The sequence below is a fragment of the Prevotella sp. P5-92 genome, from assembly GCF_002251245.1.
GTDB lineage: Bacteria > Bacteroidota > Bacteroidia > Bacteroidales > Bacteroidaceae > Prevotella.
The window spans coordinates 225,164-240,617 of the sequence record NZ_NPJG01000042.1 but is presented as its reverse complement, the minus strand read 5'-3'; the positions used below and the strand labels follow the sequence as shown (position 1 = coordinate 240,617).

At 48.1% G+C, this 15,454-nt stretch carries 17 protein-coding genes and 1 pseudogene; 4 read left to right on the top strand and 14 right to left on the bottom strand.

The window, feature by feature from the left end:
- Positions 1-89: 89 nt before the first annotated feature.
- Both CIK99_RS05225 and CIK99_RS05220 read right to left on the bottom strand, forming a co-directional pair.
- Positions 90-854 (bottom strand): UDP-2,3-diacylglucosamine diphosphatase, encoded by a 765-nt coding sequence (locus CIK99_RS05225; RefSeq protein ID WP_094380532.1) that lies wholly within the window; start codon positions 852-854, stop codon positions 90-92.
- Positions 855-885: 31 nt separating this feature from the next.
- A complete protein-coding gene (locus CIK99_RS05220) occupies positions 886-1,206 on the bottom strand; it encodes a metal-sulfur cluster assembly factor (RefSeq protein WP_094380473.1) in 321 nt (106 codons plus the stop codon).
- A gap of 147 nt (positions 1,207-1,353) precedes the next feature.
- Between CIK99_RS05220 and trpS the strand changes: the two genes are divergently transcribed.
- On the top strand, positions 1,354-2,442 hold the full coding sequence (trpS, locus tag CIK99_RS05215) for a tryptophan--tRNA ligase (protein ID WP_094380531.1): 1,089 nt from the start codon (positions 1,354-1,356) through the stop codon (positions 2,440-2,442).
- A 31-nt stretch (positions 2,443-2,473) separates the two neighbouring features.
- Here the strand turns inward: trpS and CIK99_RS05210 are convergent, their stop codons facing one another.
- The 12 genes and pseudogenes from CIK99_RS05210 to rpmH form a co-directional block, all read right to left on the bottom strand.
- Positions 2,474-3,655, bottom strand: a complete 1,182-nt coding sequence (locus CIK99_RS05210) for a glutamate-5-semialdehyde dehydrogenase (protein WP_094380471.1) — start codon at positions 3,653-3,655, stop codon at positions 2,474-2,476.
- A 5-nt stretch (positions 3,656-3,660) separates the two neighbouring features.
- Positions 3,661-4,413, bottom strand: a pseudogene (gene proB / locus CIK99_RS05205) (glutamate 5-kinase); the annotation flags it as partial.
- On the bottom strand, positions 4,410-6,065 hold the full coding sequence (locus CIK99_RS05200; RefSeq protein WP_094380467.1) for an AMP-binding protein: 1,656 nt from the start codon (positions 6,063-6,065) through the stop codon (positions 4,410-4,412). The pseudogene proB and the gene CIK99_RS05200, both read right to left, overlap by 4 nt.
- Before the next feature lie 13 nt (positions 6,066-6,078).
- Entirely contained in the window at positions 6,079-6,633 is a 555-nt protein-coding gene (locus tag CIK99_RS05195) for a helix-turn-helix domain-containing protein (RefSeq protein ID WP_094380465.1), read from the bottom strand.
- 37 nt (positions 6,634-6,670) lie between these two features.
- Positions 6,671-7,465, bottom strand: a complete 795-nt coding sequence (locus tag CIK99_RS05190) for a pyrroline-5-carboxylate reductase (RefSeq protein WP_094380463.1) — start codon at positions 7,463-7,465, stop codon at positions 6,671-6,673.
- A gap of 55 nt (positions 7,466-7,520) precedes the next feature.
- On the bottom strand, positions 7,521-8,663 hold the full coding sequence (locus CIK99_RS05185; protein ID WP_094380461.1) for an aspartate aminotransferase family protein: 1,143 nt from the start codon (positions 8,661-8,663) through the stop codon (positions 7,521-7,523).
- Between the two features lie 12 nt (positions 8,664-8,675).
- Positions 8,676-9,644, bottom strand: coding sequence for an N-acetyl-gamma-glutamyl-phosphate reductase (argC, locus tag CIK99_RS05180; RefSeq protein WP_094380459.1), 969 nt, complete (start codon positions 9,642-9,644; stop codon positions 8,676-8,678).
- Positions 9,645-9,646: 2 nt separating this feature from the next.
- The gene (locus tag CIK99_RS05175) at positions 9,647-9,838 is read right to left on the bottom strand and encodes a PspC domain-containing protein (protein ID WP_094380457.1); all 192 of its coding nucleotides are present in this window, start codon (positions 9,836-9,838) and stop codon (positions 9,647-9,649) included.
- 63 nt (positions 9,839-9,901) lie between these two features.
- Positions 9,902-11,101, bottom strand: a complete 1,200-nt coding sequence (locus CIK99_RS05170) for an argininosuccinate synthase (RefSeq protein ID WP_094380456.1) — start codon at positions 11,099-11,101, stop codon at positions 9,902-9,904.
- A 32-nt stretch (positions 11,102-11,133) separates the two neighbouring features.
- Positions 11,134-11,739, bottom strand: a complete 606-nt coding sequence (locus CIK99_RS05165) for a GNAT family N-acetyltransferase (protein WP_094380454.1) — start codon at positions 11,737-11,739, stop codon at positions 11,134-11,136.
- 50 nt (positions 11,740-11,789) lie between these two features.
- Positions 11,790-12,266 (bottom strand): arginine repressor, encoded by a 477-nt coding sequence (locus tag CIK99_RS05160; RefSeq protein WP_094380452.1) that lies wholly within the window; start codon positions 12,264-12,266, stop codon positions 11,790-11,792.
- Positions 12,267-12,718: 452 nt separating this feature from the next.
- On the bottom strand, positions 12,719-12,874 hold the full coding sequence (rpmH, locus tag CIK99_RS05155; RefSeq protein WP_004336902.1) for a 50S ribosomal protein L34: 156 nt from the start codon (positions 12,872-12,874) through the stop codon (positions 12,719-12,721).
- A gap of 203 nt (positions 12,875-13,077) precedes the next feature.
- On the opposite strand from rpmH, the gene efp reads away from it, so the two are divergent.
- From efp to radC, 3 genes are all read left to right on the top strand, one after another.
- Positions 13,078-13,644 (top strand): elongation factor P, encoded by a 567-nt coding sequence (gene efp, locus CIK99_RS05150; RefSeq protein WP_094380450.1) that lies wholly within the window; start codon positions 13,078-13,080, stop codon positions 13,642-13,644.
- 74 nt (positions 13,645-13,718) lie between these two features.
- Complete coding sequence (locus CIK99_RS05145; protein ID WP_094380448.1) at positions 13,719-14,765, top strand: glycosyltransferase family 2 protein; 1,047 nt, start codon at positions 13,719-13,721, stop codon at positions 14,763-14,765.
- Positions 14,758-15,444 (top strand): DNA repair protein RadC, encoded by a 687-nt coding sequence (gene radC, locus CIK99_RS05140; RefSeq protein WP_094380446.1) that lies wholly within the window; start codon positions 14,758-14,760, stop codon positions 15,442-15,444. The genes CIK99_RS05145 and radC overlap by 8 nt, the downstream gene beginning before the upstream one ends.
- The last annotated feature ends 10 nt before the right edge of the window (positions 15,445-15,454 follow it).

The window sequence follows — 15,454 nt, the reverse complement described above, 5'->3', positions numbered from 1 at the left end:
TTGCGCCAACGCCCGAAACGTTTTGTTATTTTAACGTTTTAGAGATTAATGTCCCTTGACGTTCATCCGTTTGTGCATAATAAAAAATGCTACGGCTGGCTCTCGCCCTCCACATATTCACTCATGAACAGATGGTCGCCATCGAATACGACATAAGTGAACTGGTCAATCCAGTCGCCAAGGATAATCATCCTTGCCTTTTTCGTCAACTGAAGGTCAAGCTCTATGTGACGATGACCGTAGATGAAGCAATCGACATTTGGATGAGTCTGTATATACTTCTTGGTGAACAGCACGAGATGCTCGCGGTTCTCACCCATATAGGCAGGTTCCTCACGCCTCATGTGCTTCAAACGGCTGTGCTTTGCCCAGTGCAGGCCGAACCATACGCTCCATCGCGGATGGATGGCGGAGAACATCACCTGGCAGAAGCGGTTGTGGAACACGGCACGCAGCAACCTGAACTTCCTGTCAGGGTCGCCAAGGCCGTCACCATGGGCAAGGAAGAACACCTTGCCGTAGATCTCAGTGGCGAGAGGTTTCTTGTGCAATATCACGCCACACTCTTGTTCGAGATAGTTATATGCCCAAATATCGTGGTTGCCGGTGAAATAATGAATCTCGACCCCCATGTCGGTCAGTTCCGACAGCTTGCCGAGGAAACGCGTGTAACCTCGCGGCACTACATACTTGTACTCGTACCAGAAGTCGAACATGTCGCCAAGCAAATATATTGCCGCCGCCTTGTGCTTTATGCTATCAAGAAAGCGCACTATACGCCTCTCATGCATACGGCTGTGATCGATGGCAAGCGAGCCGAGATGTGCATCGGAAAGGAAATAGACGTTTTTCATAATCGAAGCATCTGTATTTAAGCCTTTCAACTTATTCAAATCCCAGTTCAACACGTGCCTCCTCGGTCATCATGCTTTGATCCCATACCGGCTCAAAAACGAGGTTGACCGTGGTGTTTATCACACCCTCAAGACTATCCACTTTCTGCCTGACATCCTCAAGGATAAAATCAGCGGCCGGACACGAAGGAGCCGTGAACGTCATATCGAGCTCAACCTCGCCATCGTCCTTCACATCCACCTTGTAGATCAATCCCAAGTCGTAAATGTTCACCGGTATCTCAGGGTCATATACCGTCTTCAGCACATCTACTATTCGTTCTTCTATTTTTGTCTTTTCTTCTGTAGTCATAATAATTATCGTTTTATGTTTGCAAAATTACAGATAAAACGCCAAAGTGCCAAATGTTTCGTAGATTTTTCTACTTTTATTTTGTTTTGTCTCCTTTTTGACGTACCTTTGCACCCAAAAATAGAAAAAACAGAAAAGAAAATATACATGGAAAAGATTATCCTTACAGGCGACCGCCCCACTGGGAAGCTCCATCTTGGACACTATGTGGGGTCGTTGCGCAGAAGAGTCGAACTGCAGAACGCGGGCGACTTCAAGAAAATGTTTGTATTCATGGCCGATGTGCAAGCCCTCACTGACAACGCTGACAATCCAGAGAAGATACGTCAGAACATCATTGAGGTGGCACTCGACTATCTGGCTGCCGGACTTGACCCGGAGAAATGCATTCTATTTATTCAAAGCCAGATTCCCGAATTGGCAGAACTTACCACTTATCTCATGAATCTCATCACTGTGAGTCGTGTACAGCGTAACCCTACTGTAAAGACAGAGATAAAGATGCGCAATTTCGAGGCGAACATCCCTCTTGGCTTCTTCTGTTATCCAGTCAGCCAAGCTGCCGACATCACCCTTTTCAAGGCCACCACAGTACCCGCTGGCGAAGACCAGGAGCCAATGTTGGAGGTGACACGCGAACTTGTAAGACGCTTTAACCAGACATACTCTCCTGTACTTGTGGAGCCAGAGATTATGCTGCCCGAAAACGCCACTGCACGCCGTCTGCCTGGTACCGACGGCAAGGAGAAGATGAGCAAAAGCCTTGGCAACTGCATCTATCTTAGCGACTCGGCCGCCGACGTATGGAAGAAAGTGAAAAAGATGTCGAACGGCGAACCACGTATGAGTATGGACGAGCCTGGACACCTGGAAGGCAATGCCGTATTCACCTATCTGGAAGCCTTCAGTACCGACGATAGCTTTGCTGAGTTCTGGCCTGAGTTCAAGACCCTTGACGAGCTCAAGGAGCACTACGTACACGGCGGCATCGGCGACGGCACCTGCAAGAAGTTCCTCAACAACGTGCTCAACAAGTTTATGGAACCTATGCGTCAACGCCGTCACGAATTCGAGCAAGACATTCCCGAAATATACAATATCCTAAAGCGTGGAACAGAGAAAGCCCGCGAGACGGCTGCACAGACCATGGACGAAGTACGCCGCGCCATGCAGATAAACTATTTTGAGGATATCGACCTCATCAATAGCCAAGCAGAGAAATACCGGGCAAAATAAAGGTAAAGAATAGGGAGAAGGAGGAGTGTGGTTAACTCCTCACCTGTCCTTCTCCCTCTATCAACCACTTGTAGGTGGTGATTTCTTCAAGTCCCATAGGACCGCGCGGACCGAGTTTTTGGGTACTTATTCCTATTTCAGCTCCAAGTCCGAACTGGGCGCCGTCAGTGAAACTCGTCGGCACATTCCAATACACACAGGCAGCATCCACCATTTGTTGGAAGCGGCGGGCATTGTCTTCGTTTTGGGTGATTATACACTCACTATGGCCAGAACCATATCGGGTGATATGAGCGATGGCATCATCGAGCGAGTCAACCACCTTTACCGACATCTTGTAATCCATAAACTCCGTACCCCAATAATCTTCGTTGTCGATATACACCTCTACCCTATCTTTCATAGGTTCAAGCAGACGTGGCAAATCGGCAAGCCGCGAACGATGGATGATAAGACAATCGAGAGCATTGCACACACTAACGCGACGAGTCTTGGCATTGTTGATAATACGTGCTCCCATTTCAACGTCACCATATTCGTCGAAATAAGCATGCACCACACCAGCGCCAGTCTCAATAACCGGCACCTTGGCATTGTCGCGAACAAAATCTATGAGTTTCCTGCCTCCGCGTGGTATGCACACGTCGATATAGCCTACGGCATTGAGCATAGCGGCGGTAGCATCATGGGTGGCAGGCAACAGGGTTACCACACCAGGACTGACTCCATAGCGTTCAAGTATCTCATGTATCAGAGCCACTTCCTCACGATTGCTACAGTCGGCATCCTTGCCACCCTTGAGCACACAGGCATTACCGCTCTTGAAGCACAGCGAGAAGACATCGAAAGTGACGTTAGGACGAGCTTCGTATATCATACCTATCACACCAAAGGGCACGCTGACACGCTTCAGACGCATGCCATTGGGCAAAGTACGCTCACAGAGCACACGGTGAAGCGGCGAAGGAAGTGATGCCACATTGCGCATGTCGGAGGCGATGCCATCAAGACGACCGGGTGTGAGCTGCAGACGGTCGTAAAGAGGGTTGGCCTTATCCATTCGACAGAGGTCTTTAGCGTTAGCGGCAAGGATGCGTTCCTTCTGCGAACAGATGGCATCAGCAACCGCCGATAGTATTTCGTTACGGCGCTCGTCAGATATTGTGGCAAGCATACGGCTTGCCGTCTTTGTATTTTCAAACAGTTGTTTCATATTTCAAACTCCGTATGTGGAGTATTTTCTTTATTTGATATTAAATCTACGAGGATATTCTCCCGCTCACCATTGGCTATTACCACCCTAATACCAGCCTGTTGCACGCGCGAAGCAGTGGTATATTTTGATACCATGCCACCACGTCCGGCCGAGCTCTTAGTGGATTGTATATACTCGCTCAGGTCGCGACCAAGAGCCACACGAGGAATAAGTTCAGACTGCGGGTCAGTGGGGTTGCCAGTATAGATGCCGTCGATATTGCTCAACAAGACAAGCATGTCGGCCTCCATCATTTGCGCTATGAGTCCCGAGAGTTCATCGTTGTCGGTGAACATCAGTTCGGTAACACTGACAGTGTCGTTCTCGTTCACTATAGGAATAACATCGTTTTCGAGCATCACACGCATACAGGCACGCTGGTTCTCGAACTGCTCTCCAGGTTCAAAGTTTTCCTTCATTGTAAGTATCTGCCCTATGTGCATATTATGCTCCCGGAAAAGGTCATAATATAATCCTATTAGCTTCACCTGACCCAAGGCAGAGAAGAGCTGACGCTGTTCCACAGTATCAAGATCATGATCAACCATCAGCTCACGACGTCCGCAAGCCACCGCTCCTGACGACACGAGTATCACCTCGTGGTTCTGTCTCTTAAGCCATGCTATCTGGTCGATGATGGCAGACATGCGGGTGATGTCGAGATGACCATCATGCCGTGTGAGCACATTGCTGCCCACCTTTACAACTATTCTCATTTCTTATTGTCTTTTTCTCTTATTTCCACTCGTCTAATCTTGCCGCTGATGGTCTTTGGCAACTCCTCGACGAACTCAATGATTCGTGGATATTTATATGGTGCGGTGACATGCTTGACATGTTCCTGCAGTTCTTTTACAAGAGAGTCTCCAGCCTTTGATTTCCAATCGTTATGAAGCACTACGGTAGCCTTTACCACCATGCCGCGGATTTCGTCAGGAACACCCGTGATAGCACACTCCACCACTGCAGGATGAGTCATGAGGGCGCTCTCTACCTCAAACGGGCCTATGCGGTAGCCACTTGACTTGATGACATCGTCGATGCGTCCTTCAAACCAATAGTAGCCATCCTCGTCGCGCCAAGCCACGTCGCCAGTATGGTAAAGTCCGTCGTGCCATACGTTGTGGGTGAGTTCCTCGTCGCGATAGTAATACTTGAAAAGACCGACGGGTTTGTCATTGCCTACACGCACCACAATCTCACCCTTCTCGCCGTCTTCACAAGGTGTGCCGTCGGGCTTGATTAGGTCTATGTCATACTGTGGGTTGGGCAGTCCCATCGAGCCTGGCTTGGGTGTGGTCCAAGGCATGGTGCCAAGAGTCATGGTAGTCTCGGTCTGTCCAAAACCCTCCATGAGCGAAATGCCCGTAAGCTGTTTGAACTTGTCGAAAACAGCGGGATTGAGAGCTTCACCGGCTGTGCAACAATAGCGAAGCGACGAGAGGTCGTAATGTGAAAAGTCCTCGTGGATAAGGAAACGATATACAGTAGGCGGAGCACAGAACGACGTGATGCGATAACGCTCTATCTGACGAAGTATCTTGTCGGCAGTGAACTTTTCATGGTCGAAGACAAAGACTGCAGCACCTGCAAACCACTGTCCGTAGAACTTTCCCCATACTGCCTTACCCCAGCCGGTGTCAGCCACGGTGAGATGGATGCTGTCTTCGCTGAGGTTGTGCCAATAAACTCCTGTGGTGAGGTGTCCCAAAGCGTAGAGGAAGTCATGCGCCACCATCTTAGGTTCGCCGCTGGTGCCTGATGTGAAATACATGAGCATGGTATCGTCGTTGTCGTTCTTTTCAGGACGGACAAATGCTGGTGCATCGTTCCATTCCTTATGCCAGTCATGGAAGCCATCCTCCTGCTTAGGGCCTACGGATAGGAGAGTCTCAAGCGTGGGACTATCAACCAGAGAGCCCTTCACCTGTTGCATTATATACTCCTCACCGGCGCAGATGATAGCCTTTACTCCGGCGCGGTTGTTACGATATACGATGTCGTGAGTAGTAAGCATGTGGGTGGCAGGTATTGCCACGGCACCAATCTTGTGCAGTGCAAGCATGGCAAGCCAGAACTCATAACGACGCTTGAGTATGAGCATCACCATGTCTCCACGACCGATGCCGAGGCTCATGAAATAGGCAGCTGCACGATCGCTTTGCTCCTTGATGTCCTTGAATGAAAAGCGGATACACTCTCCCTCGTCGTTTGTCCATAGCAGGGCAAGTTTTTCTGGTTTTTCCTTCGCCCACTCGTCCATCACGTCGTAGGCGAAGTTGAAATGTTCAGGAATGATGAATTTGAGGTTTTTCTCGTAGTCCTCCTGAGAAACGAATGTCGTCTGTTTTAGGAATCTTTCGATCATGGGTTTTTCTGTGTTAAAAGATAATGGCGAGGAATTTCACTGGAGCATTGTCAAGAGCACGCATACAGTGAGGCTGTGTGGCATCGAAATAGATGCTGTCACCGGGATTCAATACAAGAGTCTTCTTGCCAATGGTGAGTTCGAGTCTGCCTTCAGTCACGAAGTTGAACTCCTGTCCCTGGTGGGAATTGGCATGCAACGTATGATTGTCTGGTTTAGGCTCCACCGTCACCATAAACGGGTCGGCTGTGCGTCCACGGAATCCGCTGGCAAGACTCTGGTATTTGTACTCCTTGCGACGTTCCACGCTCATGCCCTGTCCGTTGCGGGTTAGGAAATATTGGCTCATGTGTGGTTCTTCGCCAAAGAGCAGCACATCGAGGGCTATGCCATACTGCTTTGATATTTTTTGCAAGTTGCTGATTGACAGTTCTCCCTCGCCCTCTTCCATCTTCAGATATGTGTCAATATCTAAATCGCATAGCTGCGCGATATCCTCGACAGGTATGTCGAGAACATCGCGCAGTCCACGAAGTCTTTCTCCTATTTGTTGAATTGCATCGTTCATATTGTATGATATTTCAAGTTTTATATCACTCACATTGTTATTTACTTGACAATCCCGCCTTGAGGCCACGGATGACTGCGCTGGTAAAACCGGCATGTTCCATCTCGTTGAGACCACGAATGGTGACGCCGCCTGGTGTTGTCACCTTGTCGATGGCCGCCTCAGGATGTTCGCCAGTAGCTTGCAACAGTTCTACGGCACCCTTTATGGTCTGCAGCACGATGTTCTTTGCATCGTCTGCCTTGAAGCCGATTTCCACGCCACCCTCCGATGCTGCACGCACATAGCGCATGGCATAGGCGATGCCACAAGAGGCTAAGGTGGTTCCAGCAGCAAGATGTTGTTCATCCACGACAAGCACTTCGCCCATACTGCCATACATCTCCTTTATGAGGGCGATATTTTCCGGTTTTGCGTTGGCAGGTACTATGAAAGTCATTGAACTAAGCAGTGCAATGGCAATGTTCGGTATCACGAGGAAGAAAGGAATCATCTCTTCGCCGTCTTTCGCAAGCCATTCCTTAATATTCGCAGAAGCCACTCCTGCAGCCACTACCACGAGAACTTGTTTCTTATAGTTTAGCGAGTTTTTTATGTCTCGCAACACCTTTTCTACAAGCCATGGTTTTACCACCACATTAACTATATCGGCCGACTCTGCAGCAATGCTGTTGTCTGTGGTGACGCTGACTCCGGCCTCGGCGAAATGGTCAATGACCTTTTGCGAGGGGTCGGCAACAGTGATGTCTGAGTTCTTAGCGAAATCGCTCTTCAGCAGTCCTTCTACTATGGCACCTCCCATGGCGCCTGCACCAATAACAGATACTTTCATAATAAATGTATATTAATTAAACCCTGTATTCACTATTTTTCATTCCATTTCGGCCTTAGATTCTTTTCAGTTCCCCTGCCAGTTTCTCCACGAAGATGTCTGCCATCTCCTTTGAGAAACAGAGTGGAGGCAGCAGTCGCAGGATGTTTGTGGATGCGCATCCAGTGAAGATGTGGTCGTCGAAAAGGAGGCGAGAACGTATATCCTTATGCGGCATGTCGAGCTCGACACCAATCATGAGGCCACGTCCACGGACGTCGGTGATATGCTTCTCTCTCTGTTGCAACTCGATGAGTTTCTTGAGCAAATATTCGCCTACTTCGTGCACATTGTTGACGAGATCTTCCTGCTCCATCACGTCGAGCACTGCCAGGGCAGCGGTACATGCAAGATGGTTGCCGCCGAAGGTGGTACCAAGCTGTCCGTATTCCGGTTTGAAGTCGGGCGAGATGAGAACGGCACCCATTGGGAATCCGTTGCCTATGCCCTTTGCGCAAGTGATGATATCTGGACGGATGTCGAGCCACTGATGAGCAAAGAACTTTCCGCTGCGTCCATATCCGCATTGTATCTCGTCGCAGACGAGCACTGTTCCATATTTCTTGCAGGCAGCCTGCAGGCCTTGTGCAAACTCTTTTGTCGCCAGTTTTATACCTCCCACTCCCTGTATGCACTCGATGATGCAGGCACAGACATCACCCTTGGCGAGTTCCTTCTCCCATGCCTCGAGGTCGTTGAGCGGAAGATAGGTCACATGGCCACCATCGTTAATGGGGGCAATAATCTTTGGATTGTTGGTCACCTCGACAGCCAAAGATGTGCGTCCGTGGAATGCTTTCACAGCAGAGAGCACACGCTTGCGACCATTTGTGAATGAAGCTAATTTCAGTGCGTTCTCGTTTGCCTCCGCACCACTATTGATGAGGAAGAGCTGGTAGTCGTCGTAGCCGCAAGCCTTTCCGAGTCTCTCAGCCAGCTGTTGCTGCAACTTATTGACGACTGAGTTAGAGTAGAATCCAAGCATGTTCATCTGCTTGGTCATCATGTCAACATAATGCGGATGGCAATGGCCAATGCTTATCACTGCATGTCCTCCATAGAGGTCAAGATATTCCTGGCCTTTGTCGTCCCATACATTGCAGCCTTTGCCTTTAACGATGTTTATGTCAAATAATGGATATACGTCGAATAAATTCATTTTCAATATTTATTAGAATGCAGATGATTTGAGGTTCAGGCCAGTAGCCTCATCAAGACCAAACATGATGTTCATATTCTGCACGGCTTGGCCCACGGCACCCTTCAGCAGATTGTCGATAGTAGAGGTGACGAGGAGTTTATCGCCATACTTGTCGCAATGAACAAGGGCCTTGTTGGTGTTGACCACTTGCTTCATGTCTATTGCCTTGTCAACATAATGCGTGAAGCGTGCATCGCGATAGAAGGCCTTGTAGGCCTCGACTATCTCTTCCAACGGGCGGTCGGTCTTAATTACTTCCGTAGCGAATATGCCGCGTGAGAAGTCGCCTCGATATGGAATAAAATCTATGTCGGCATCAAGATGTCCCTGCACTTGCCTTAGACTCTGTCTTATCTCTGGCACATGCTGATGGGTGAACGCCTTGTAGATGCTCATATTATTGTTTCGCCACGAGAAGTGAGTGGTGGCAGTAGCTTTCTGACCTGCTCCCGTACTTCCTGTGATGGCGTTTACTGCCACTGAGCCCTTAATGAGTCCCATGCTTGCAGCAGGAAGGAGGCCGAGCTGTATGCAAGTGGCGAAACACCCTGGATTGGCCACATGCTGTGCTTTCGCAATTCGTTCCTTGTTGATTTCGGGAAGGCCATACACATAATCGTGACCTGGGGCTTCCAGGCGGAAGTCTTGCGCAAGATCGACTATCTTCACATTCTCCGGTATGGAATGTTCCTTGAGAAATGCCTCGCTCTTGCCATGTCCAAAACAGAAGAACACGACATCGACACTGTCAAAGGGCATCTCTGACGTGAAACACAATTCTGTATCTCCATAGAGTCCCTCATGAACATCGGCAACGGGATTGCCTGCGTTGCTCTCCGAATTGGCAAACACTATCTCAGCCTCGGGGTGGTTGAGCAGCAGGCGGATGAGTTCACCGCCCGTATATCCCGCTGCTCCCAATATTCCTACTCGTACCATTTTTACAGTATTCCCTTCTTTGGTGCAAGAACCCACAACAACAGATAAAGCAGTAAGCCTGAGCCCCATCCGAGGATGAGGGCAACAAAGGCAAGTCTCATGATAAGAGAATCAATGCCGAAATACTCTGCGAGGCCACCGCATACGCCGCCTATCTTCTTGTCAGTGTCTGACAAATAAAATTTCTTGTTCATAAACATATTTATTTTAGTTTATTGTTCTTTCCTAATTTTATGGTATTACCCTCTCCTCAGGTATTATCTCTCATTCGGATGAATGCCGTAATAAACCCTGAGCGGTGTGCTCGACACCTTGATAAAGCCTTTAGCCTCATCAGCGGTCCAGCCGGTCTGTGTCTCGCCATATTCGCCAAGCTTTGACTTGGTGAGATCGTTGTCGGAGTCAATACCCACGGTTTCGAATCCATAAGGACGGAGCTTGAGGATTGCCGTTCCTGTGACATTGCGCTGCGAAGAGGTGAGCATAGCCTCGATATCCGGCATCACTGGTTCCAGATACTGACTCTCGTGGAGGAACATGCCATACCAGTTTGCCACCTGGTCTTTCCAGTATTGCTGCCACTTGCTGAGGGTCGATTTCTCAAGCAGACGATGGGCCTCGATGATGAGCTTCGGTGCCGCTGCCTCAAAGCCCACGCGCCCCTTTATGCCGATAATGGTGTCGCCCACATTAGCATCACGGCCGATGGCGTAAGACGCTCCTATCTCCTCAATCTTCTGGATAGCAGCCACCTTGTCGTCAAACTTCTCGCCATTGACGGCCACTATCTCGCCCTTGTCAAAAGTAATCTTCAGTGTAGCTTCCTTCTCCTCGGCGGTGACATGCTTCAAGTATGCCTCCTCAGGCAAGCCCTGTGTCGGGTCGAGCAGCTCGCCGCCACAGATACTTGTTCCCCATATACCCACATTATACGAGTACTTCAACTTGGTGAAGTCGGCAAAGAAGCCATGTTCGTTGAGATAGTCCACCTCTTCCTTACGGGTAAGTTTCTTGTCGCGAGTAAGGGTGATAATCTCCACACCCGGAGCCATCACGAGGAATGTCATGTCAAAACGTATCTGGTCGTTACCTGCACCCGTAGAACCATGTGCTATGGCATCGGCACCTATCTCCTTGGCATAGCGTGCGATGGCTATAGCCTGGAAGATGCGCTCTGACGATACCGAGATGGGATAGCAATTGTTGCGGAGCACATTTCCGAAGATCATGTATTTCAACGATTTCTCATAATATTCATGAGTGACATCGAGGGTGACGTAAGCCACGGCGCCGAGCTTATAGGCATTCTCCTCGTTTTTCTTCAACTGTTCTGCGCTGAATCCGCCAGTGTTGGCACATGCAGCATAAACATCATAACCATCCTCCTTCAGTTTCATCACTGTATAGGAGGTGTCCAATCCGCCTGAGAAGGCGACTACTACTTTCTTGTTTGCCATATATCGTATTGTTTTGTCTTTCTATTTGTTTACTAATCTTTATTGTCAGGGGCCTCAAGGATTTTTATCCTGTCAAGCACCTCTTGAGGAATCTTTGCAGGCAGATGCTCGTCTGGATCATAGAGCATGGCTGTACAGATACAATACTTCCTGCCCGTACGATGCAGCACATCCACATTGATACATCCTTCGCATCCGCGCCAGAACGCCTCGTCGTCGGTAAGATCCGCAAAGGTGACGGGCTGATAGCCTAACTGTGTGTTCATCGCCATCACTGCCGCACCGCTGGTGAGTGAGAAGATCTTCGCATGTGGCCAACGGGTACGTGCCAACGTAAACGTCATGTCCTTTATCTTCTTTGCCACACCGAGATGACGATAGTCTGGATGGACAATAAGTCCTGACGTGGTGACATATTGTTTGTTACCCCATGTCTCGATATAGCTAAAACCTGCGAAGTTCTCGCCTTCAAGGGCTATCACCGCCTTTGCCTCCTTCATCTTGGTGGCAAGATATTCGTGTGTTCGTTTTGCAATTCCTGTTCCGCGAACCTTTGCCGCATCGGCTATAGTCTGCAAAATGGTATCAACATACTTCTCGTGCGAAGAGTCTGCTACCAACACTTTAATTTCTTCCATTGCTGTTTGAAGATATACTTTTTGTTTTCTTTATTGTTTATTCGTCTTGTTTAAAACATATTTGGCACCACCTTGCTCAAAGCCGACACTACATCGTGCTCTGACGCGGCCTCGCTTATCACGATAAAGATCGTGTCGTCGCCCGCTATGGTACCTAATATATAAGGTATATTACTATTGTCTATGTTATACGCTATGCTACTGGCATATCCCGGACGAGTCTTTATCACACCCATATTACCCGAGAACTGAATGGAAAGAAACCCTGGCACCTGCATCATCTCCTTCACCTGTGCAGGACTGCTTATACGCTTATACATTGCCACATTAGGCAACACATAGACATAATTTCCTCCCATGCTGGCAGCTTTTGCCACCTTTAGCTGTTTCAAGTCTCGGCTCAACGTTGCCTGCGTCAGCTGGAATCCTTCTTTCTGCAGAGCCACAAGCAGTTCTTCTTGACTGCCCATTTCCCTACTCGAGATTATCATCCTAAGAGTCTCAAGTCTATCTTTCTTTGTCTTCATTGCTGCATGTTTATACGTTTTCAGCCGCAAAGGTATTAATATTTATGCAAACATCCAAATTATTTTCCACTTTTTTGAAGAGAAACAACAAAAAAATGCCTTAAAGCAATATTTTGGCATTTTTTCAGTTATGTGGTGACTGGCAGTTGCCAACTACAGAGGTTTGGCAGAACTTGAATAATAGTTCTAAATACGTTTGGCTGCCTGACTTGCATTAGTTGATAGTAAACAGACTATACTAATGATGTATGGATAAGTGTTCATGCGCTGTCAGGACGCACGTCCTAATGGTGTCAGGAAGTAAGTCCTTGTGGCGTTAGGACGACCGACTTGCAAGTCGCCTCAACACGATTGGGCTACTGAGCCTAAATAAGGGATAAAAAAGAAGGCGGGGAATCTCTCCTCGCCTCTTTTTTCGTTTCAACGTCAGTAACTTCTGACGGAATGCGGAATTACTTTCCGTGATGCTCGTCAGAAACTGTTAACTTCTTGCGGCCCTTGGCACGACGAGAAGCCAATACTCGACGTCCGTTCTTAGTAGCCATTCTCTCGCGGAAGCCGTGCTTGTTCACTCTTCTTCTGTTGTGTGGCTGAAATGTTCTTTTCATTGCTATTAAATATTTAATTTTTTGTTATTTCCGTTCTTTTGGGGTGCAAAAGTACTCATAATTTTCGAAATAACCAAGAAATATGTCATTTTTAGCTAAAACTTTTATGTTTTTTTCGAGAAAAACGACAAAAATCCAATTTTTTGCAGTAACTTTGCACCGAAAAATGAAAAAATAACATATTTATTAGTTACATAAAGTATATGATTAATTCACAAGACATTAAGAAGGGTACAGCTATCCGCATGGACGGCGGCATTTGGGTTTGTATCGATTTCCAGCACAGGAAGCCAGGTAAGGGCAACACTGTAATGAACACTAAACTGAAGAACGTGACCGACGGACGTGTGCTTGACCGCACATTCCAGGTTGGTTTTAAACTCGAGGACGTGATCATCGAGCGTCGTCCTTATCAGTATCTTTACGAAGATGCAACAGGCCGTATCTTCATGAATCAGGAGACATTCGAACAGATTCCTATCGCCAACGACCTCGTTATCGGTCATGAGTACATGAAGGAGAGCGACATCGTTGAAGTTGTCACCGACACAACTGACGGAACAATCCTCTATGCAGAAATGCCTGTAAAGACCTACCTCCGTGTTACTCACAGCGAGCCAGGTGTAAAGGGCGATACTGCAACAAACGCCACAAAGCCTGCCACTCTTGAGACAGGCGTGGAAATCCGCGTGCCTCTGTTTATCAACGAGGGCGACCTCATCCAGGTTGACACCCGCGATGGTAGCTATCTCCAGAGAGTAAAGGAATAACTCACAAAGCAACGAGTGTGGGGTGATGAAAGACTTCACTCCACACCCATCAATCCTCACTCCACAATAAAGCAATGACCTACTCCATCATCGTTCCTGTTTTCAATCGTCCAGACGAAATCGACGAGCTCCTTGAAAGCCTCTGTCGTCAGACATATAGCGACTTTGAAGTGATAATAGTCGAGGACGGCTCTGACAAACCGTGCAAAGACGTGTGCGACAAATATCAGGAGCTGTTGGACTTAAAATACTTCAAGAAGGGAAATTCCGGACCAGGACAGAGCCGCAATTATGGAGCGGAACGTTCAAAAGGCGACTATCTCATAGTGCTCGACTCTGACGTCGTGCTGCCCGAAGATTATCTAAAGACTATTAACGAAGAGCTGAAACGAGAACCTGCAGAGGCTTTTGGAGGTCCCGACCGCTCGCACGACTCGTTTACCGAGACGCAAAAGGCGATAAGCTATTCGATGACATCATTCTTCACTACCGGTGGCATCAGAGGAGGCAAAAAGAAACTCGACAAGTTCTATCCGAGATCGTTCAACATGGGCATTCGCCGCGACATCTATCTCCAGCTCGGAGGATTCTCAAAGATGCGTTTCGGTGAAGACATCGACTTTTCAATCAGAATCTTTAAGGCAGGCTGTCGTTGCCGTCTCTTTCCCGAAGCATGGGTGTGGCATAAGCGTCGCACCGACATGCGAAAATTTTTTCGCCAAGTATATAACAGCGGCATCGCACGCATCAACCTCTACAAGCTCTACCCCGAGTCGCTGAAAATCGTACACCTGTTGCCGATGGTGTTCACCATAGGCGTCATCGCTCTCTTCCTCGTAGCTTGTGCGGCACGAGTGATGATGGTGTATGGCAATCCACAAGACTTCTTCACATGGTACTACGTGGTATTAGCATCCCTTACACCTATTATTATATATTCTTTGATAATATTCACCGACTCTGCCATAAAGAACAGAAGCCTACCCATTGGGGTCATTTCCATTGGAGCAGCTTTCGTACAACTCATGGGCTACGGATTTGGATTCATAGAGGCATGGTGGAAACGATGCGTACTAAAAAAAGACATATTCCAAGCTTTCGAAAAATCGTTCTATGACTAAACTATCCATCAAAGACTGGGACGAGGCGGACATGCCACGCGAGAAACTCGAGAGACTGGGGGCAGAGGCACTGAGCAACGCCGAACTTCTCGCCATACTTATCGGCTCCGGCTCTGCCGAAGAAAGCGCCGTTGACCTCATGAAGCGAGTGTTGCACGGCTGTAAAAACAATCTCAACACATTAGGCAAAAGGACCATCAACGAACTTTGTGCATACAAGGGAATAGGACCGGCAAAGGCTATAACCATTCTCGCGGCATGCGAACTCGGCAAAAGACGACAGCTCGAAAAGGCTGAGGAACGCGAAAACCTCAATTCCGCATCAGCTATATACGAACACATGCACCCAATAATGCAAGATCTTGACGTGGAAGAAGCATGGATATTGCTGATGAACCAGAATTTCAAGCTGATAAAGAAAATACGCATTTCGCATGGAGGCTTCAGTGAAACCGCAGTAGATGTGCGCGTAATAATGAAAAACGCATTGCTATCCAACGCTACCGTTCTTGCACTATGCCACAATCATCCAAGCAACAACATCCGCCCAAGTAACGACGATGACCGTATCACCAAACGCATAAAAGACGCATGCCAACTGATGCGCGTCTTTTTCCTCGATCACCTCATCATCACAGACGGCAAATACTATTCGTATAGTGAAGAAGGCAGGCTATAAGCTTGCAGTC